Annotated in this window: 25 protein-coding genes and 1 other annotated feature; of the genes, 9 read left to right on the top strand and 16 right to left on the bottom strand. The window is 36.1% G+C overall.

Going from position 1 to position 17,530, the window contains the following annotated elements:
• Positions 1-297: 297 nt before the first annotated feature.
• The 6 genes from ABES03_RS16800 to ABES03_RS16775 form a co-directional block, all read right to left on the bottom strand.
• Positions 298-567, bottom strand: a complete 270-nt coding sequence (locus ABES03_RS16800) for a YjdJ family protein (RefSeq protein ID WP_430118731.1) — start codon at positions 565-567, stop codon at positions 298-300.
• Between the two features lie 58 nt (positions 568-625).
• Positions 626-1,792 (bottom strand): DL-endopeptidase inhibitor IseA family protein, encoded by a 1,167-nt coding sequence (locus tag ABES03_RS16795; protein WP_430118729.1) that lies wholly within the window; start codon positions 1,790-1,792, stop codon positions 626-628.
• Positions 1,770-2,315 carry an RNA polymerase sigma factor gene (locus ABES03_RS16790; RefSeq protein ID WP_430118727.1) on the bottom strand — a complete coding sequence of 182 codons (546 nt, stop codon included), beginning with the start codon at positions 2,313-2,315 and terminating at the stop codon, positions 1,770-1,772. Before ABES03_RS16790 ends, ABES03_RS16795 begins: the two co-directional genes overlap by 23 nt.
• A gap of 473 nt (positions 2,316-2,788) precedes the next feature.
• Positions 2,789-2,983 carry a hypothetical protein gene (locus ABES03_RS16785; protein ID WP_430118725.1) on the bottom strand — a complete coding sequence of 65 codons (195 nt, stop codon included), beginning with the start codon at positions 2,981-2,983 and terminating at the stop codon, positions 2,789-2,791.
• A gap of 371 nt (positions 2,984-3,354) precedes the next feature.
• Positions 3,355-4,116: a hypothetical protein gene (locus ABES03_RS16780; RefSeq protein WP_430118724.1), complete on the bottom strand. Its 762-nt coding sequence runs from the start codon at positions 4,114-4,116 to the stop codon at positions 3,355-3,357.
• 35 nt (positions 4,117-4,151) lie between these two features.
• Positions 4,152-4,580 carry a MarR family winged helix-turn-helix transcriptional regulator gene (locus ABES03_RS16775; protein ID WP_430118747.1) on the bottom strand — a complete coding sequence of 143 codons (429 nt, stop codon included), beginning with the start codon at positions 4,578-4,580 and terminating at the stop codon, positions 4,152-4,154.
• A gap of 363 nt (positions 4,581-4,943) precedes the next feature.
• Here ABES03_RS16775 and ABES03_RS16770 point away from each other — a divergent pair, with 363 nt between their 5' ends.
• Positions 4,944-5,468, top strand: coding sequence for a GNAT family N-acetyltransferase (locus ABES03_RS16770; protein WP_430118722.1), 525 nt, complete (start codon positions 4,944-4,946; stop codon positions 5,466-5,468).
• Positions 5,469-5,605: 137 nt separating this feature from the next.
• Complete coding sequence (locus ABES03_RS16765) at positions 5,606-5,788, top strand: YolD-like family protein (protein WP_430118720.1); 183 nt, start codon at positions 5,606-5,608, stop codon at positions 5,786-5,788.
• Between the two features lie 8 nt (positions 5,789-5,796).
• Here ABES03_RS16765 and metG read toward each other — a convergent pair whose 3' ends face one another.
• The 3 genes from metG to ABES03_RS16750 form a co-directional block, all read right to left on the bottom strand.
• Positions 5,797-7,449, bottom strand: a complete 1,653-nt coding sequence (gene metG / locus ABES03_RS16760) for a methionine--tRNA ligase (RefSeq protein WP_430118718.1) — start codon at positions 7,447-7,449, stop codon at positions 5,797-5,799.
• Positions 7,450-7,502: 53 nt separating this feature from the next.
• Positions 7,503-7,775, bottom strand: a binding site (T-box leader).
• A 138-nt stretch (positions 7,776-7,913) separates the two neighbouring features.
• Entirely contained in the window at positions 7,914-8,339 is a 426-nt protein-coding gene (locus ABES03_RS16755; RefSeq protein WP_430118716.1) for a VOC family protein, read from the bottom strand.
• Positions 8,340-8,503: 164 nt separating this feature from the next.
• A complete protein-coding gene (locus ABES03_RS16750; protein WP_430118745.1) occupies positions 8,504-9,094 on the bottom strand; it encodes a peroxiredoxin in 591 nt (196 codons plus the stop codon).
• Positions 9,095-9,312: 218 nt separating this feature from the next.
• Here ABES03_RS16750 and ABES03_RS16745 point away from each other — a divergent pair, with 218 nt between their 5' ends.
• The 3 genes from ABES03_RS16745 (at position 9,313) to ABES03_RS16735 (ending at position 10,791) form a co-directional block, all read left to right on the top strand.
• The gene (locus tag ABES03_RS16745; RefSeq protein ID WP_430118714.1) at positions 9,313-9,744 is read left to right on the top strand and encodes a MarR family winged helix-turn-helix transcriptional regulator; all 432 of its coding nucleotides are present in this window, start codon (positions 9,313-9,315) and stop codon (positions 9,742-9,744) included.
• Positions 9,745-9,747: 3 nt separating this feature from the next.
• The gene (locus ABES03_RS16740) at positions 9,748-9,909 is read left to right on the top strand and encodes a hypothetical protein (RefSeq protein WP_430118712.1); all 162 of its coding nucleotides are present in this window, start codon (positions 9,748-9,750) and stop codon (positions 9,907-9,909) included.
• 441 nt (positions 9,910-10,350) lie between these two features.
• Positions 10,351-10,791: a YaiI/YqxD family protein gene (locus tag ABES03_RS16735; protein WP_430118710.1), complete on the top strand. Its 441-nt coding sequence runs from the start codon at positions 10,351-10,353 to the stop codon at positions 10,789-10,791.
• A 114-nt stretch (positions 10,792-10,905) separates the two neighbouring features.
• Here the strand turns inward: ABES03_RS16735 and ABES03_RS16730 are convergent, their stop codons facing one another.
• Complete coding sequence (locus tag ABES03_RS16730) at positions 10,906-11,205, bottom strand: hypothetical protein (protein ID WP_430118708.1); 300 nt, start codon at positions 11,203-11,205, stop codon at positions 10,906-10,908.
• A gap of 213 nt (positions 11,206-11,418) precedes the next feature.
• On the opposite strand from ABES03_RS16730, the gene ABES03_RS16725 reads away from it, so the two are divergent.
• Positions 11,419-12,036, top strand: a complete 618-nt coding sequence (locus ABES03_RS16725) for a DUF47 domain-containing protein (RefSeq protein WP_430118706.1) — start codon at positions 11,419-11,421, stop codon at positions 12,034-12,036.
• A gap of 42 nt (positions 12,037-12,078) precedes the next feature.
• Here ABES03_RS16725 and ABES03_RS16720 read toward each other — a convergent pair whose 3' ends face one another.
• A complete protein-coding gene (locus ABES03_RS16720) occupies positions 12,079-12,201 on the bottom strand; it encodes a hypothetical protein (protein ID WP_430118704.1) in 123 nt (40 codons plus the stop codon).
• Between the two features lie 188 nt (positions 12,202-12,389).
• Complete coding sequence (locus ABES03_RS16715) at positions 12,390-12,812, bottom strand: DUF1801 domain-containing protein (protein WP_430118702.1); 423 nt, start codon at positions 12,810-12,812, stop codon at positions 12,390-12,392.
• 157 nt (positions 12,813-12,969) lie between these two features.
• Here ABES03_RS16715 and ABES03_RS16710 point away from each other — a divergent pair, with 157 nt between their 5' ends.
• On the top strand, positions 12,970-13,677 hold the full coding sequence (locus ABES03_RS16710) for a hypothetical protein (RefSeq protein ID WP_430118701.1): 708 nt from the start codon (positions 12,970-12,972) through the stop codon (positions 13,675-13,677).
• A gap of 4 nt (positions 13,678-13,681) precedes the next feature.
• Here ABES03_RS16710 and ABES03_RS16705 read toward each other — a convergent pair whose 3' ends face one another.
• Positions 13,682-14,224, bottom strand: a complete 543-nt coding sequence (locus tag ABES03_RS16705) for a CBO0543 family protein (RefSeq protein WP_430118699.1) — start codon at positions 14,222-14,224, stop codon at positions 13,682-13,684.
• Positions 14,225-14,458: 234 nt separating this feature from the next.
• Between ABES03_RS16705 and ABES03_RS16700 the strand changes: the two genes are divergently transcribed.
• A complete protein-coding gene (locus ABES03_RS16700; RefSeq protein ID WP_430118698.1) occupies positions 14,459-14,752 on the top strand; it encodes a hypothetical protein in 294 nt (97 codons plus the stop codon).
• Positions 14,753-15,202: 450 nt separating this feature from the next.
• On the opposite strand, the gene ABES03_RS16695 is transcribed toward ABES03_RS16700, so the two are convergent.
• From ABES03_RS16695 to ABES03_RS16685, 3 genes are all read right to left on the bottom strand, one after another.
• A complete protein-coding gene (locus ABES03_RS16695; protein ID WP_430118696.1) occupies positions 15,203-15,829 on the bottom strand; it encodes a hypothetical protein in 627 nt (208 codons plus the stop codon).
• Positions 15,830-15,844: 15 nt separating this feature from the next.
• Positions 15,845-16,453 carry a hypothetical protein gene (locus tag ABES03_RS16690; protein ID WP_430118694.1) on the bottom strand — a complete coding sequence of 203 codons (609 nt, stop codon included), beginning with the start codon at positions 16,451-16,453 and terminating at the stop codon, positions 15,845-15,847.
• A 136-nt stretch (positions 16,454-16,589) separates the two neighbouring features.
• Positions 16,590-16,727, bottom strand: coding sequence for a hypothetical protein (locus ABES03_RS16685; RefSeq protein ID WP_430118693.1), 138 nt, complete (start codon positions 16,725-16,727; stop codon positions 16,590-16,592).
• 208 nt (positions 16,728-16,935) lie between these two features.
• Between ABES03_RS16685 and ABES03_RS16680 the strand changes: the two genes are divergently transcribed.
• Positions 16,936-17,433: a J domain-containing protein gene (locus ABES03_RS16680; protein WP_430118691.1), complete on the top strand. Its 498-nt coding sequence runs from the start codon at positions 16,936-16,938 to the stop codon at positions 17,431-17,433.
• Positions 17,434-17,530 lie beyond the last annotated feature (97 nt).

The raw sequence follows: 17,530 nt of genomic DNA, 5'->3' as shown, positions 1-17,530 counted from the left end.
ATCAAGAATAGTATCGTTTCCAAATCCTACCCTCCTTTTTTAATTGGGCTTTGTTAAAATGGCTGTTGATTTCCGCTCCAGGCGCTTCGCTTTCCGTGGGCGTTTCGGCGAGCCTCCTCGGCGCATGCGCCTGCGGGGTCTCCCCTGAACCATACTCCCACAGGAGTCTTCGTGCCTTCCGCTCCAATCAACAGGGTGTTAAAATCAACACTGTTCTTTAACACAGCCTTCAAAATTAGCCTGCATCAAAATACTTTTGTCATCTTCTAAAAATAGTTACCAAACGTCTGAACATACCTAACTATACATTATTAAAACTATGATAACACATCCACTGACTACCATAAGTGCTGGAAATAAGGGATGAAACTTAACTGCGTAAATAAAATAATCTAATTGATTAATATCATGATAATCAGATATATCCCCTTTATAATAGCTTGTAAATTTAGCAGTATATTTCCATTCAAATGGATCGTCTACAATATTAGATCCCTCGTACCAGGCTAAAAGGGTTGAGAAACCAAGTACCATAATTGCAAGTCCGAGAATACTCCAAAATTTCATTAAACCTCCACCTTTATTTTAATAATCGCATGATCAAGACCGTTGCAAGCCATTCTAGTTATTGCATTGGCATAAAGGCAACATTCCAAATTCCATCTTCATCCTGTATCATTTGGAAACCGTGTTTGCTGCCGGAGTTTGTAAATTCAATATATCCTGTAAAATCTCCGGTTTGGATAAACTTTCCTTCCGCCAAGCCTGCATATGCTATTGGTATTTGTTTTCTTGACATACGGTCAGAGGAAGGAATGTTCTTATCATATTCCTTCGTCCAGTTCACATACCCTTCCCTGTCAGTATAAAGGGCATAGCCAATATCGTATCTTCCTTCCCATTCCGCCTGTACATAAAGCATTGCAACACTTATTGGATTCAGTCCTTTTAAATGAGTTTCATTTAAATCCTTAGAAAATGCTTTATAAACAATCATTTGTTCATCGTTTAGCTGAAACGTTTGGTTTTGATCAGCTTCGATATCCCTACTATTTTTTGTAGTAAATGGCAGCGAACCGTCAAGTTTCCACCCGTCCTCGTACTTTAAACTGATATGATAAATTTTGAACGGATCAGAAACCCCTTGATCAACGGGGACCTTAAACTCAATACTCCAGCTTAGGTCATTAAGCTTTTTTCGACTTCCGATTTCGGCATCCTGCCATAATAAGTTTCCACTCATCTGTCGATTAGGTTGCGCTAGTTTACCGTTATACTCAATAAAATCCATCGCCCCATAAATTCGGTTGGCCACTTCTTTCGTATACACTTCCTCTAAATATGCAAGAACCTTTTCCTTCGTTATGAAATCTTCACCCATATATCTGTAGCTCTTGCCATTATAGGAAAACACCTCACCCATTTCTGGCCCACCACCATTATAGATAACGGACACATGGGCAAAGGCAACCCCTACCGTTTCTTTCGCTATTTGTTCTGTAAGTTCCGCTTGTTTCGTTTCATTTCCTTCTGGCAGCGTGCTATGTTTAGACTCAATTTCATGTTTTTCTGTAAAAATAACTTCGTACCCGGCAACAATCCCGATTAATAATAAGGCTGCAGTAAGTAGATTAGGTAAAAGATGCTTCCCAATTCCTCTTTTAGCACTTTTTTGTTCATGGGCCATGGACGTCAATTTTTTGTGAAGATTTTCTTTAAACTTTAGATCAGGCTGCAGATCCGTTCTGTTTTTTAATGGTTGTAAAAATTTATCGTACATTTTCTCGTTCATTGAAAATCACCACCCCATCGTTAAAATTGTTTACGTACTTTTTAAGGAGTTTAATAGCACGGTGGTAATCCACCTTAACTTTTGATTCCTTCCAACCTAGTACTTCTGCAGTTTCTTTGATCGAATACTCCTTAAGACCTCGGAGAATAATTACGTTCCGATAATCGGGTTTTAATTGGATAAGAGCCTTTTGCAGAACGCTCCAATCATGATTATGAACCATCTCTTCTTCCGGAATATAGTCTTCACTTTTTCGAATGTCAGTCAATATGGAAGGTAAAATAGAAATCATTTTCTTTTTACGATAATGATCAATAGCCGTTCTTCTGGCAATGGACAAGATCCACGTTTTCAAAGATGATTGCTGTCGAAAACTATCGTAACTTTTCAATACTTTAATAAATGTGTCCTGAGTCAGGTCCTCTGCCTCTGACTTACTGTTCGTAAAATATAACAAATAATGATAAACATCATCAAAATGCTGTTCATAAAGCTCATGTATGATCTCATTTCGATCGCTCAATTCGTCCTTCCCCCTTTATCTGCCAATTAGTCGATTCAACTAAGGGAATAGTTTCAATTCTTATAAAAAAATTCAAAAACAAATTTGGGGACAGTCCCCCGGCACGATAACGCATTAAAGCGCCGGGGGACTGTCCCCAAAAAAGGTTACATTTTAAATCTTTTTAGAACTGCATCTACTTTTGCTTCAAATTTTATCATTTTATTGTTAGTCATTATTAATGGGGAGATTAAGTAATATCCTAAAATGAAGGCTACAACTCCCCAAATAAAAAAGGTTAATTCTTCGCAATTTTTGTTCCAAAAATAAACACCAAAAAATATTAAACCAGCTACTAAAATACTAATGAAACATTTCAAAATTACCTAACTCATATGACCCGCTCCCAAATTTAAGAATATGGTACTCAAAAAGCAACGCAATGGATTGATTGCGCTGCTTGAAAATCTTATTTTACTTTTATGATTGATTTACTAATTTTCCTTATTTCTTTTCTTTCTTTCAAATACGATAGTAAGTGCACCAACAGATAGAAGTCCAATCCCCCCCATTATTGCGGCGATAATGGCTTGAGTATCCATCTGAAACTCATAAAACATGGTAAAAAAACTAAAAGTAATAATAATGAGTGTTACCCAGTGTGAATACCTAGAAAAAAACTTTTTCATCCTGTATTTTCCCCTTAAATAAGATTAGTATGGTAATATTATCCATTTACAATTCATTTTCCTTCTACATGACAAAGAAAAACTTAACTCTACTGAAACGGGGACAGTCCCCCAACTTAGTAACGCGTTACCCCACAGGGGGACTGTCCCCACAGAGAATAAGAATTCGTTATTCTTCACCAATTTTCCAAAATAATCTACAAGTGCGTGAGTTAAGATTAATGGAATGATAGACTCAATTCCGATATAGACGATAGAAAACCACAATCCGATTAGTGTAGTTTCTCTTTAAACATTTGAAAATCAATATATCCAAAAATAGGTTCATAGATTAACGTAAAGAGAATAACTAACCAAAAAGCTACTTCCATTTATACCACCTCGTATTTTAGAACCATCTTATTGACATTCCTCATAAATTCATCTTTCTCATCAAGGGACAGGTACATTTTTCTTGTTACATGCTCCCTGCCGATTCCATCTTTGATCTTTATAGGTTCCTTGAAGGCAATCTCAATATCAGGACCTTCAAATTCTAATAAGGTAGCAACCCATACATCTTTTCTTTTTTTATCGTTTTCATAGTTAATTTTTCCACTTTGGATACTTTCTATATTACTTAGCAGAATATCTACTTTCATCCGCAATCCAAATCTAAAATATATTGTTTCCTGAGATATAAGAACTGGATTCCTGATAATCGCTTTGAAATCACCAATGAGAAAGCCAATCATATAAATGGAGAGGACCAAATGAATCCATGCCGCCACTTTGCTCCAACTATGAAGGAAATACGAGACTCCGACTCCTTCTAACAGTAAAACAAAGATAAAAGCAAACATCATCCCACCATAACCGACTTTTTTATGAAGACTATATGCGTCTTTCTTTTCTACGTTTCTATTTATCGATTTTGAGAAGAGATAATAAATCATTAACAGATCTCTTGTAACAAACGTTGCAAGCACTTTACTTTTGACTTGCTTCACAACCATTTCTTCTATTCTATCTTCAATAGGAAGTCCCCGATCTGTCATTTTGTAACCTTGAACAAATCGGTTAACTCTCCAAATCCCAAAACATACCACCAGAACTTCAAGACTTAACCAAAATTCCATTGGAATGGCATTCATAAAATCCCACAACTCCCCCCAATTAGAATGAACCGTTACCCTTCTTTCCTCACAATGTCAGACAGTTTCTTCAACACGTCATGATAAGTCACAATGTCCTCCTGAGAAAGTTTCATGAAGTATTTTTCCAACACACGCATTTCTGCCTTTTCTAATTCATCAAAGAATTCTATTGCTTTTTCATCCAAAGTTACAAAAATCTCACGTCTGTTTTCCCTATTCGTTTCTCTTTTTACATACTTTTTTTCTTCCAGAACCTTTATGAATTGACTTGCGGCACTTGGTGTCGCTTTGATTATTAGGGCAACTTCATGCATAGCAAATCTACCAGTCTCTTTCAGGCAATTTAACACTAATGATTGTTTAGAAGATAGCTCATATTCTTGAACGATTATTTGAAATTCTCTTAAAAAAACCTTACTCATCTCTTCAGAATACTTTTGCGCTTCCATTAACAGTTGCATCCTATCCACTATTATCCACTCCTGAAGATATTTTTCTTAATCATAAAATAAACTTTACATTTAACTTAAGCTAAACACTTAAGTTTACTTAACTAAATTATACCATATTATTCCATTATGTAAATAATTTACAAACTAGTTTCCAATGCTATTTCGTCAAAGAAAAAAAGACCAGAAAAGTTCTGATCTTGTGTGGTACAACTAATTTGGTTTCTAATGCAGCCTTAGGACAAACTTTTATTTATCTAATTCTGCAAAAAAATGCTCACCAAGTAGAACTAGTCTTATTAATCAGTATGAAATAGAATAAGATAACAAAGGACATTACTTAAAAATCTCAAATTCGTGATGGAGGTGTTTTTATTGAAAGTAATGGAAACCGAACGATTGACCCTACGTTGGTTAACGCCTGAAGATACAGAGTTTATTTTTGATCTTTTGAATGATCCTACATGGATCCGATTCATAGGCGATCGAGGCATCAACACTCTTCAAGATGCAAGAAACTATATCATAACTGGGCCCATGGAGATGTACGCCAAACTCGGCTTTGGGTTGTTCTTAACAGAACTTAAGGATGGACATATACCGATTGGCATTTGTGGATTGATAAAAAGAGAAGGCTTAGAGGACGTTGATATTGGTTTTGCTTTCTTATCAAGATATCAATCGAAAGGCTATGCCTATGAAGCAGCCTCCGCAACAATGAAATACGCGAGCGAGGAGCTTGGACTTAGAAGAGTAGTAGCAATAACATCAAAGGATAATGATGCATCATCGAGGCTTCTAGAACGAATTGGAATGAGCTTCGAAGAATACGTTACCCTTCCTAATGATAAGGAAGAATTAAAATTATACAGATATGGGGACAGTCCCCCGGTGGAGTAAAGCATTAAATCACCGGGGGACTGTCCCCCGGCTTTGTTATCTTCACAAATCTTTAACATTAATTTCATGTAGTCTTAAACAATATTAGATACACTTAAGGTGTGTTAAAACCTACCTTGAAGGGAGATCTAAACAACATGTTTTTGAAAAAACTTACGGAAAATAAACAAATTACAGTTGATTATTATATCAATGGCAGCTTGCAAACGATAAAAGGGCGTGTGCATAGACTAAATCTAATGGAGCAACTTCTCTCTCTAAAAGATGAAAAACAAAAGTCATTCACTATTCGTTTATCTTGTATCAGACAAATTTATTAATGACTATTTTATGCTTCTGCTTCTCCATTTTTCACCTGATCATTTAACCTCTGCAATTCATCCTCAATGGTTTTGATGTCAATCCGTTCAAATAACGGTTGCACATTCTTAATTGAATGAGGAGTCGTTTCAATAAATGTCCAAGTAAACTCTCCCAGCCCCATTATCTTCTTTAATTCATAACTCGAAAAAGGTAAAAATGGTGAAAGTAGCTGCGCCAAGTTTACAATAGAGAGGCTGCAATTAAATATTGTATGATCACATGCTAATTTATCTTCTTCCACCTGTTTCCACGGTTTTTGTTCATCAAAATATTTATTTGTGAACCTGACAAGTCCGAAAATTTCCTCCAACGCCTGTTTAAAATGACTGTGTTCTATTAAGTGTCCTACCTTCGAATAGACATCTTTTATCTTAGCTTCTATTTTGGAGTCACCTGAACTTTGTGGAATTTGACTGTCATAGTACTTAGTTATAAATTTTAGGGTTCGGTTAACAAGATTCCCGTATCCCCCCAACAACTCCGAGTTGTGACTATATATAAATTCTCTCCAGGAAAAGTCAGTATCCCTATTCTCTGGTGCATTTATCGTTAAAAAATAACGGATGGAATCAGGGTGATATTTATCTAGAAGGTCCGGTACCCAAACAGCCCAGTTACGGCTGGTTGAAATCTTTTTCTTTTCAAGTGTCAAATACTCGTTGGACACAATATGAATAGGTAGCGCTTCGTTTTTAATACCCATAAGGATAGCCGGCCAAATAATACTGTGAAAAGGAATATTATCCTTCCCATGGATGTAATAAGTGGTCACATCCTTTTTCCAAAAGATGGATTCATCCTTCCCAGTCCCCAAAGACCACCTTTTACTTGCAGAGTAATAACCGGATAATGCCTCAATCCAAACATAAATCTTCTTCTCTTCAAACCCTTCGACAGGCACGCTAATTCCCAATTCAATATCCCGAGAAACGGCTCGATCAACTAATCCTTCCTTTAGATATCTCTCCGTTAAATGAATAGCATTTTCACGCCATGCTCCATTTGTTTTTGCATGATTGACTAAAGACTGAAGCTGCCCCTGAAACGAACTTAACGAAAAATAAAAGTGTACTGTCTTTTTAACTGTCGGTGAATCTCCGCATAACTTACACTTTTTATCTAATAAATCGAGCGGATCTAATATAGTAGAGCAATAATCACATTGGTCTCCCCGAGATGATTGACCACAATTAGGGCATAATCCCTCTACATATCGATCTGGGAGAAACTGGTCACACGTATCACAGAAGGTTTGCTCAATATCCTTCTTATAAATGAAGCCGTTATTCAAAAGATCCAAGAAAATTTGCTGAACTGTTTTGTGGTGATGTTCAGTATCAGTTCGTGTATAGCAATCATAAGAAAATCCTAATCTTTTAAAGCTATCATCAAATTCTTCATGGTAACGGTCTGCTATTTCTTTTGCGGAAACACCTTCTTGTTTTGCCCTAATAGCAATGGGGGTTCCGTTACAATCACTACCCGATACATATAAAACCTGATCACCTTTTTGCCTATAATAGCGTGCCAAAATATCCCCAGGCAGTAAACTCGCTATGTGACCTAAATGCAAGGACCCATTAGCATAAGGCCAAGCTCCTCCAATAAAAATATTCATATGATTTTCCTCCTTTAATAAATACAAAAAAACCCCGCCCCTATCTATAAATAGATAAGGACGAGGTTGATCTTCTCGTGGTTCCACCTTAATTCACCAATTGCTCACACAATTGGCCTCTACAAGTACGGAGCAGTAAAATGCTCTTATACTGTGGTTTTGATAACGAGTACCCAAAACTCGTCACAGCCTACTAGTAACAAAAAGTTACGTTCAATGCGAAGCTCAGAGGCCATTGTTCAAATGAGTATTTTTACTTCTTCTCAGCTACCGAAGCTCTCTGTGAAAAATAGAATCACTTTACTTTTCCTCGTCATTGCCTTATTACGGTTAAATTGGGTTTATTATACATCACACCAAGAAGTGTATCAATACTTTTTTGGGGGACAGTCCCCCGCTCCATTAAAGCGTTACCACGCCGGGGGACTGTCCCCCAATTTTGTCCCCCAATTTTAATACCCTTTCTAATCTTGCTTTTTACCAAAATACGAGTTCTGTAAAACGATTCTCCAGCCATCAGGATCCTCAATGGTCACCCCAGCATTTTTCCAATAAGGATTTTCAGGTTCCACCTCATCGTATCCCATTCCATGTAACCGGTTAACCACTAGATTTCTAGCCTCAAGGTCTGGCATGTAGAATACCAGCAAATTATCCTCTGAAGGAGGCGGACATGCGACCGAATCCACATGATGCGTAAACTCTAAATGATAAGCAGTATCCGGTAGACCCAACATTACCCCATCGTACCCATTATGATTTTCAAAATGTCCAACCACCTTTAAACCCAGGCCATCACGATAAAATTCAACCACTTTTTGTAACTGGTTTGTAGGTCTAGCTATTCTAAATTGAACCACGGGTAAATTATCTGACCAACCAAAACTCATACATGTCACCTCATCCAATTATCTATAAATTCTATTAAAATATTACCATTTTTAAACAATTTATAAAATCAGTGATTTGTTTGAGTTTTCCTACAACTTTAGCCTTACATCAAAAAAAACGCCTCTACCTAAAGTAGAAACGCAGCTGATTCAAAGAGAAATTCTCAGATTCTCCCAATATATTTAGGATCCCTCACGATTCCCGGTTGACCTGGCACCCAATTGGCGGGAACTCCTTCTTGAGTCCTCCTTGCATATTGAACTCCCTGTATGACACGTAACATTTCATACACATTTCTTCCCACTTCTAATGGATAAACCATTTTAGTAACAATCGTTCCTTCTGGATCGATAATAACGGTTGCTCTGAACGTTGCTCCTGTGTGTTCATTCAGGACTCTATATGCTTTACTAATTTCATGAGTTCGATCACTCACAAGCGGAAAATTCACTTTTGAGGCCGATGGAGACACTTCAGTAAACACCTTATGGGCATACACGCTGTCTGTACTGATAGCGAGTACTTCTGTGTTCAATAATTTTAATTGATCATAAATAGCAGCGACCGCTGCCAATTCTGTCGGTCAAACGAATGTAAAATCACTTCCATAGAAAAATAAAATCAGCCATTGACCACGATAGCTTTCCAAGCGTATCTCCTTCATTTTCTTTTCTATATTGTCGTAAGCCTCGGTCGTAAATAATGGCGCGATATCAGTTGTTTGCGCACAGTTTGGTAGCTTACATTCGCCCAAACCTACCTCATGACTTCTAAATTCCACTTCTCCACCTCCATCTATAAATCTTTGCTCCTGTATTGTATGTATAGTTTTTTGTCCCATTGAGCCTATTTATTAACCAGAGATTCCTCTAATTTCAGAATTTAGTAAAGTGTATTTTACTAATCATCAATATATATATTGATTTTACATATATTTAGTAATAAAATCATTACTATAAAAGGAGGATATGTATGATCAACGAAATTGCTAAAGAATACATTGCTCTAATTCCCAATCTTTTTGGAAGTTTTCAGGAATTAAACAAAGGTTCGATACATTTATCACACATGCAAAACCACGTAATTGAATATATCTTTATGCAGCAAAGACCCTTGAATCTTAAAGAAATCAGTGCTGGTTTAGGGATTGCCAAGCAACAACTTACCAACATCATTAGTGATTTAGAAACGGATGGCTATTTGAGTAAGGTGCCTGACACCAAGGATAAACGTGCAGTATTGATTTCACTGACACCAGCAGGTAGGGAAATTGAAGAAAAAAAGTGGGCAGAACTTTATCAAAAGCTTAGCATGAATGTAACCAAGTTAAGTGAAGAAGAGCAGCGTGACTTAAGCTTTGCACTTCACAAAGTGAATGTATTATTGAGAAAAATGGAGGAATAAATCATGAATAAAAGACAACGAGTATCAATCCTGGGTGTAGGTGTAATCATGGGTTTGGTGTTGGGGTTAATTTATAATGATCTCTACAAATGTCTTATTACAGGAATTATTACAGCTTCAACAATCATGGTTATGTTAAGTCAACAGTCAAAAAAGACAACTTGAAAATAGCCCAGTCAATTATGACTGGGCTATTACTGGTTAAACAATTTATTCATATTTTAATAAAATAAAATGGTTATGCAGTTCCCTTTCATTAATTGATATCCTGATAACTAAATCTTTAGTCCGTAAAACAAAATCTTTAACTCCAATAAATTCTGACTCAGCAATCAAATAAAATTGTGTACCCTTTTTTAAACCTTTAAAATTGTTCTTTAGCTTGTATATCTTCATTATCTTACCTAATTACTCCCATATTCTTTATATCAGAAAAATGCATATGTATGTTTGAAACTATATCAAAATTATACCTGTAATAACAACTAGTCTTTCTCAAAATTGTTGATGTGTTTTTTTTAGCTAAAGCATCTTCAACGTTTGACAAAATCAAAATCTGCCATTATTATCACTATCAATTCGAACTTTTTTATAGGAGAGATTAAGATGAAAATTTATGTTGATGCAGATGCTTGTCCGGTAAAAGATATTATTATCTCTGAAAGTAGGAATGCGAACATTCCTGTTGTCCTTGTAACTAGCTTTTCTCATTTTTCTAATGCTGAACAACCTTCAGGAGTGGAAATCATTTATGTCGATTCTGGAGCGGATGCTGCGGATTATCGGATCATGAAGTTAGTAGAAATAGGAGATATCATTGTAACGCAAGACTATGGACTTGCATCGCTAGGTTTAGCAAAAGGGTGTACAGTTCTTCACCATAAAGGGTTTACCTATACAAATGAAAACATTGACCAATTATTACAAACACGTTATTTTAGTGCAATGGCTCGAAAAAGCGGAAAGCGGACAAAAGGACCAAAACCATTTACATCAGAAGATAGGGAAAAATTTAGGGAGCTTTTTAAAAATGCGATTTCACGTTAAGAATCCTTTATAAGGAGAACATAGAATAAATTCCACTATCACTTGAAAAAGAACTATGCTTTACCTCTATTGAAGTAAAGCCCTGAACAATAAACGCTAACGTTACTTTACTTTTTAATCAAAACGTTCTGTATCAAATCCCTCCAAAATATCCTCTAATTCTGTAAGAAAATTTAATTGTACAGGATCAGGGATTCGCTCCATCCACTTTTTTATTTCAGGTAACTCCTCAGCCTCATCTATATTCGTTGGCTTTGGATGAAGAGTTGCCCACCATTTCTTCAATTCATCGATAAATTCATAAAAATAACGTTCAAATCTTTCTGCCCATTCTGCCCCTTCATCACCAGAAGTCTTTTGCATCATACTCCAGGCTTCCATGGCAGTTTCAAAGTATTCATCAATCAGCTTCATAAGGAATTCCTTTCTACATACCGTTATATTTAAAATAGATATTTATAATTTCTTGATACCATCTATGGGATCCATACAGTCTCTCCCACATTTTTACTAAGCGAACTTGGGACGTCCGCCGTTACTGATTGTCCAATGGCTGCATTTATTATAGTAATTGCGTAAATGTATTCATTGGAACACGTACGAATTTGACTATGTGGGGGAGTTATTTTGGCATCCAAAAAGAAAGACAAGTTCTTTACCCATTTAATGGACATTTCTTTAAATTTAAAGGAAAGTGTCAACTACTTTGCTGACTACAAATTAAAAAATATAAGTGATCTCAAGATTTTTTCCGAAAAAATGAAAGAATATGAATCTAAAGGTGACATCTTGGTTCACGACCTTATCATTGATTTAAATCTTGTGTTCATTACTCCAATAGAACGCGAGGATATTCTCTCACTCTCCATTAGCATGGATGATATTCTCGACGGTTTACACCATACCGCTGCCCTTTTTGAAATGTATTCAGTAATTGAAACTGATGAGTTCATGCATCAATTTGTTGATGCAATCAAAAACTCTGTCTATGAAATTGATCGTTCGATTGAAATGTTATCTACAAAGAAATTATTAAGTATTAGAGATCACGTACTTAAAATTAAAGACTTTGAATCATCATGTGACCACATCCTGCGCGGCTCAATAAAACAGCTGTTTGCCTCTGAATCGAACCCAATCCGTATTATTCAATACAAAGAAATCTATGAAGGACTTGAAGAAATTGCGGACTCCTGCCAATCAGTAGCAAACATGTTTGAAACCATCATTATGAAAAATAGTTAAACTTTTAGAAAAAGGGACAGGGTTACCTGTCCCTTTCAATTTTTACTTATTTACATCTCTTTGCGCTTGTAATGCTTTCTTTTCAAGGCCATTTGCATTTTCTTGGGCAAATTCTACATCTGCTTTTGGTAAAGCCTTATTCTTGTTATTCTTATTTTTTGCCATTTTTTCACCACCCTAAGTTTTTTCTACAAATAAGTGCCCATTTTTTATAGGCACCCACGATTTTAGTTTGCTTACTTTCCAATAGGCTATGCTATCAAACCATCTGACTTCAATCTCTTTGGTGTCAAACAAGAAATTCATATTTTTCATCTAGTTCCTTAGTATTGAAAATTGTTACTGTGGGAAATTCATTCTCCTGGATACATTTCTTGCAAAAATACAACAGATTCCTTGATTAATTCCTTTAACACTTCAACATCAATATCCGCCATTTTGTTAATGTACACACACGCTTTTCCTGTTGTATGTTTTCCGAATTCCTTCAGTAATTGTTCTCGCTTGGTTTCACCAGGGGCGAAATACAAACTAATTTTTGCTTTTCGAGGGGAAAAACCTACTAGTGGCGCATCTCCTTCATGCCCTGTTGCATATTTATAATGGTACGAACCAAATCCAATAATACTCGGTCCCCACATTTTCGCATGATAACCCGTAGTTTCTGTAAAAATATCTAATAATTGATACGAATCTTCGCGTTTCCTAGGATGATCTACTTGTTCGATAAACTCAATGACATTGTTGTCGGTTTCTTTCGTTTTTAGTTCATACATCGCAAAAAACCTCCCTTTTCATAGATACCATTATAGGGATTGCTCCTCCACTTATACTACGACATTAAAAACCTTATTCCTTCTTTCTTAGGTTATTGTAAGTTGAAGATTGAAACAAATGCTTCATTGAATCGTCTATTAAAGTGGAGGTGGTAATTTGCGGAAATTAATTAGTATCTTTCTCTTGGTTTTTATTTTCTTAGCAGGCTGTGAAACGAGTCAACACACCGTAATTGACTGGGTGGATTTTGTGAAGTGGAATGGAACCATGTATGATGGAATTTATTCAGGGGTCATATCAGATGAAAAGTACATTGGTGAAAAAATGGGAGAGGTAAAATTCAGAGTCGCAGACAATGTTTCAGACCCTGGCTATAAAGTAAAAGACGGAGATGCTGCCTTCCATGAAAAAGGTACAGACATTTTTAAAGTGAAAGGGTATACACATGTAATCGCAGTGAAATCTACACGTTCCATCCATGAATACCAACTATATTATTCAAGAGAACACACTAAAAACAAATGGGGCTATAAAGACCTACCAATTGAAAAAGTATATAGAATCGAAATTTATCAAGCAGCTACCATGGAAGAAAACAAACAAATAACGGATATAAACGATCCTAAACAGGTTTCCCGCTTCCTAGAGATTCTAAGAAATAGTCAAGACTCCCCCAATTTCGAGCCAAACACAGAAAATGGAGATCCTACTTATTATAAAATGGTCCTCTACACAGGAGAACCGATAGCTTACATGTTTGACCTAATGTATGACGGCAATACCTACTACTGGTACCCATCCGAACCAGCCACCCTATCAAATGACATGCAAACCTTTATTGGGGACAGTCCCCCGGCGCAGTAACGCATTAACGCTCTGGGGGACTGTCCCCAAAATAGAGCAACCTTTCAACAAACCATTTATTGACTGCTCCTAAGAGGATATAGATGGGAAACGAATAATAATATTCCCACTTCAATGGTTTGTAGATTTCCATCCACGTAAAAACTGGTTCCGCTACAAAAGTCGCCCCTGCTGCCAATATGGTTTGGACAATTAAAAAGGTCTTCCACTTTTTAAAATACTGATAAACAATCATAAATGTAATAGGTATCACGGTTAAATCAATCGGATTTAATCGTACACTGATCGGAATCAATTGATATTGATAAATCCACAACGTAAAATGGGATCCAATATCATCTAGTAAAATGGAATATAGAGATATGATGGTGCCATATAGAAGAATTTCAATGATTCTTTTTTTGTCCGCGAGCTTCCACCATATCATCCACGGCAAAATAGTCAGACCAAGTAATAACCACCACTGGTATGTGAAAACCACATCATGTAACCAATACTCATTTCTCATCTCTGCTATTTTTCTCATTAATTTAATCAGTTCTTCCATTGGCTCGTCCTTTCGTCATTCGAAACATTTTTTTCAATCATAAAGGATAAGAATGACATTTTGAACCTTAAATGAACAAAATTGTAATAAGGTCGTAGCCTGTTACTGCTTTGGTACTATACAAATTTACACTTAAATAAACCGGTGTTTAATTTTTCCTAACATGTAAAATGATAGTAACAAAGGAATCTAAATACCTTGGAAACCCTATTCCGGAAAAGAAAGAGGAAAACCATGTTCCTACACTTTTTATTGCATCTTGTTGAGGGATTATTCATTAGTTCAGGAAGCGGCAGCGTATTAAATACTCAAAAAATCGATAAGAATATTGACCTGTTAAAGGAGCAAGCGTGGTTTAAACAACTATACGAGGATGAGCGGTATCATCGTTTATTTTTCGTTAATCGACGTGTTAGGAAGTATTTGCAAAGCACAATTCGTGTAAAGAGAATCATTAGCAACCCAAATGTACAACAGAAATTCTTGTTATTTCTGGATAAGCAGGTTGAACATTCACGCAAATCTTAAATAAAATCTATATGCACAAAAAATATAGCCGTCTACATTCCCAAAACAGGCTGGTTTTACGGTCACCGGTCACGTAGGAGCCGTCTACGTCCCCCTAACCGACTGGACTTACGGCCACCGGTCACGTAGAAGCTGTCTACGTTCCCCTAACCGACTGGACTTACGGCCACCGGTCACGTAGAAGCTGTCTACGCTCCCCAAACAGGCTGGATTTACGGCAACCGGTCAGGTAGAAGCTGTCTACGTTCCCCTAACCGACTGGATTTAATGCCTCCGGTCACGTAGACATCTTAACAGTGTTATGTTAATTTTTAGTGAAAGTACTTCTCTTCTCTAATTAAAAAAGCCGCAAATTAGTTTACATAATAATGTTATAGAAAATCGCATCGAACATTTCCTTAAACACATAAAAACAGAGCAGCGGCATAAGTTCCGCTGCTCTTAAAAAATTTACTGCAAGTTAAAGAAAACCTGGCCACCCACCATCTCTTCATAACGAAGCTGCGCCTTTTCTCCTACTTTCACCAACTTCGCAATATAGCCTTCTTTTTCATTCCCAACATACATTTCGAAGCTGAAATCAGGATCGGTGGAACCAACAACATCTCCGCTATAGATATCTCCGCTTTCACTCACCGCTGTAAAATTCATAATACCATCTATATGAAAGGCTAAATCCTTTGTAGCCGACTCAGTAAATTTTACTTTTACTTTTGCAAGAACCCACTCATATCCTTCTGGTGCAGGATCATTAAATTCATTCATCGCTTTTAATTTTTGATAAGCCGCATCCCCACGAATGACTTCCGTGACAGTTAAATCGAATTTAATAGGAAAAGCATCCCCATTATCATTGTATAACTCATCATCAACCGTTGCTGTCTTTTGGAACGGAACGGGATTCGTTCTTGATCCTAGCTTAGATTCTTCCTGTTCTTTTGGCTTTGATTCAGCTTCTTTTGTGGTTTCTTCTTGCTTATCAGTATCATCCTTTACACTGATATCCTTTGTATCCTGCCCACAAGCAGTTAACATAAAAAATAATATTACAGAAACAAACAACATCCCAAATTTCATTTTGGTGCCTCCTCTTTATTCTGATTTCTCATTGTTCAAATCATCTGGATACACAATTTGGTCAAATTGTTTTTGTGTTGCCTGGTCTTTTAGCTTAATGGTTACTTTTGTATCTTCAGACTTCACTCCGTTATATAGCTGATACATCATACCAGCCATTCCTAAACCAAAGGCTGCAAATCCATCCATACTATTTTCATACGTTGCTTTATCAACTACCATAGTAAACTCAGTAAAGGAGTCATTATAAGTTATATCTTTAATGGATTTATAATCCTCTTTATTCTGCTTTGTCTCATTAACTACATCGATTATGTTGCCTTTCATTTCCTTCATCATTTCTTTATGCTTTGCTTTAGACATTTTGTAGGTCAAAGAACCATCTTCATTTTTAGTAACCTTAATGCCCTCTTTTTCTACATCAGCGATAACCTTGTTTATATCCTGGCCCTCGAACATCGACGCCGGTAACGTGATTTCAACATTAAAAAGCCCCTTTTCTACATCAACCGATTGTTCCTTGGTTTGCTCACTTTCCTTTGATTTATTATTGTCTTCCTTATTTGCACACGCTGATAAAAAAACAAGCATTAGTGCAAACAATATGTAAGTAAATCTCCGCATGATGACAACCTCCAGTAGGATTTTTCTTAGTTTTCCTTATTTTTGGCGAAATACACGATTAATTATCTAGATAAAAGGAAAAGCCCACTATCTTAAAATAGTGAGCTTCTTTCCATCTTTTGCTTTTACTCTCATATTATTGCTTTTTAATAGGAGTAACCACAGAAAATAAACCTTCAGTTGGATCGGATACATTAAATTCAATAATCTTGTATCCATTATCCCCTTCTTTGTACTCGCTTTTAGTTGAAACTATTAATTGATTACGATCCATTTTTTCTTTCTTCCCTTCTAACATTATCACACAGAAGTTACTATATGATGAATGTTAAAAAGTGTGCATATTTTTTTAAAATTAGGTCACTCACCTGTAAAAAGACTTTAACTTAATGTCACACTCCTGTTCTTTTTCTGAAAAAAATTAATGATATGATATTTTTGAGAATGCTTCTATAGAATTTTAAAAAAAGAGAGTGGAAATTATGCTGAATGTAAAAGAAGCTGTTGAACATTTAACCCTGGCTGGCATCGCCGCAAGTGACGATGAAGTAATGAAGTGGATTGAGGAAGGCAAAATAAAGGCAGAAATAGCCCAAAGAAGAAAAACTACATACAAAATCAATGTTAAAGATCTTACTGAATTTATTATTCAAAAGCATGCCGCTCACCTTACTACACAAGTAGAACAGTCACATCGTGAAAACCGCAACCTTACCGAACAATTAGACTATTTAAAAACCCGTATACATATAGAACAATCAAAGGTACGCACCTTAAAAAAATTGCTTAACGCACAGATTGAAGTCAACAAACCAAATACTTTTCCCTATGATGAATTGTTGGGATTGAAGAAACAAGACTCGAACAGCCATACACAAAAAAAAGAATTTAAGAAACTGCTGAAAGCTCTCCATCCCGACCGAGGCGGGGATGAAAGGCTTTTTAAAGTGTTCAATGAACACTATGAGAATCTTAAATAATTATGTTCTTTTAAACGAATAATTTTTTAAATAAACTTTATTCACTGTGAAAATAAAAATTAGTAAAAGTAGAAGGACGTGTAATTGAAAACACGTC

Source organism: Neobacillus rhizosphaerae (genome assembly GCF_050477885.1).
GTDB lineage: Bacteria > Bacillota > Bacilli > Bacillales > Cytobacillaceae > Neobacillus > Neobacillus rhizosphaerae_A.
Note: the sequence above shows the minus strand (reverse complement) of the source record. Positions and strands in the feature narration are given on the sequence as shown.

What these genes read in the sequence shown, in the direction of transcription:
- ABES03_RS16800 (WP_430118731.1), bottom strand. Translation starts at nt 567, where the DNA reads ATGAAATTTTGGAGTATTCTCGGACTTGCAATTATGGTACTTGGTTTC.
- ABES03_RS16795 (WP_430118729.1), bottom strand. Translation starts at nt 1,792, where the DNA reads ATGAACGAGAAAATGTACGATAAATTTTTACAACCATTAAAAAACAGA.
- ABES03_RS16785 (WP_430118725.1), bottom strand. Translation starts at nt 2,983, where the DNA reads ATGAAAAAGTTTTTTTCTAGGTATTCACACTGGGTAACACTCATTATT.
- ABES03_RS16780 (WP_430118724.1), bottom strand. Translation starts at nt 4,116, where the DNA reads ATGAATGCCATTCCAATGGAATTTTGGTTAAGTCTTGAAGTTCTGGTG.
- ABES03_RS16775 (WP_430118747.1), bottom strand. Translation starts at nt 4,580, where the DNA reads ATGCAACTGTTAATGGAAGCGCAAAAGTATTCTGAAGAGATGAGTAAG.
- ABES03_RS16765 (WP_430118720.1), top strand. Translation starts at nt 5,606, where the DNA reads ATGTTTTTGAAAAAACTTACGGAAAATAAACAAATTACAGTTGATTAT.
- metG (WP_430118718.1), bottom strand. Translation starts at nt 7,449, where the DNA reads ATGAATATTTTTATTGGAGGAGCTTGGCCTTATGCTAATGGGTCCTTG.
- ABES03_RS16755 (WP_430118716.1), bottom strand. Translation starts at nt 8,339, where the DNA reads ATGAGTTTTGGTTGGTCAGATAATTTACCCGTGGTTCAATTTAGAATA.
- ABES03_RS16745 (WP_430118714.1), top strand. Translation starts at nt 9,313, where the DNA reads ATGATCAACGAAATTGCTAAAGAATACATTGCTCTAATTCCCAATCTT.
- ABES03_RS16740 (WP_430118712.1), top strand. Translation starts at nt 9,748, where the DNA reads ATGAATAAAAGACAACGAGTATCAATCCTGGGTGTAGGTGTAATCATG.
- ABES03_RS16735 (WP_430118710.1), top strand. Translation starts at nt 10,351, where the DNA reads ATGAAAATTTATGTTGATGCAGATGCTTGTCCGGTAAAAGATATTATT.
- ABES03_RS16730 (WP_430118708.1), bottom strand. Translation starts at nt 11,205, where the DNA reads ATGAAGCTGATTGATGAATACTTTGAAACTGCCATGGAAGCCTGGAGT.
- ABES03_RS16720 (WP_430118704.1), bottom strand. Translation starts at nt 12,201, where the DNA reads ATGGCAAAAAATAAGAATAACAAGAATAAGGCTTTACCAAAAGCAGAT.
- ABES03_RS16715 (WP_430118702.1), bottom strand. Translation starts at nt 12,812, where the DNA reads ATGTATGAACTAAAAACGAAAGAAACCGACAACAATGTCATTGAGTTT.
- ABES03_RS16705 (WP_430118699.1), bottom strand. Translation starts at nt 14,224, where the DNA reads ATGGAAGAACTGATTAAATTAATGAGAAAAATAGCAGAGATGAGAAAT.
- ABES03_RS16700 (WP_430118698.1), top strand. Translation starts at nt 14,459, where the DNA reads ATGTTCCTACACTTTTTATTGCATCTTGTTGAGGGATTATTCATTAGT.
- ABES03_RS16695 (WP_430118696.1), bottom strand. Translation starts at nt 15,829, where the DNA reads ATGAAATTTGGGATGTTGTTTGTTTCTGTAATATTATTTTTTATGTTA.
- ABES03_RS16690 (WP_430118694.1), bottom strand. Translation starts at nt 16,453, where the DNA reads ATGCGGAGATTTACTTACATATTGTTTGCACTAATGCTTGTTTTTTTA.
- ABES03_RS16685 (WP_430118693.1), bottom strand. Translation starts at nt 16,727, where the DNA reads ATGGATCGTAATCAATTAATAGTTTCAACTAAAAGCGAGTACAAAGAA.
- ABES03_RS16680 (WP_430118691.1), top strand. Translation starts at nt 16,936, where the DNA reads ATGCTGAATGTAAAAGAAGCTGTTGAACATTTAACCCTGGCTGGCATC.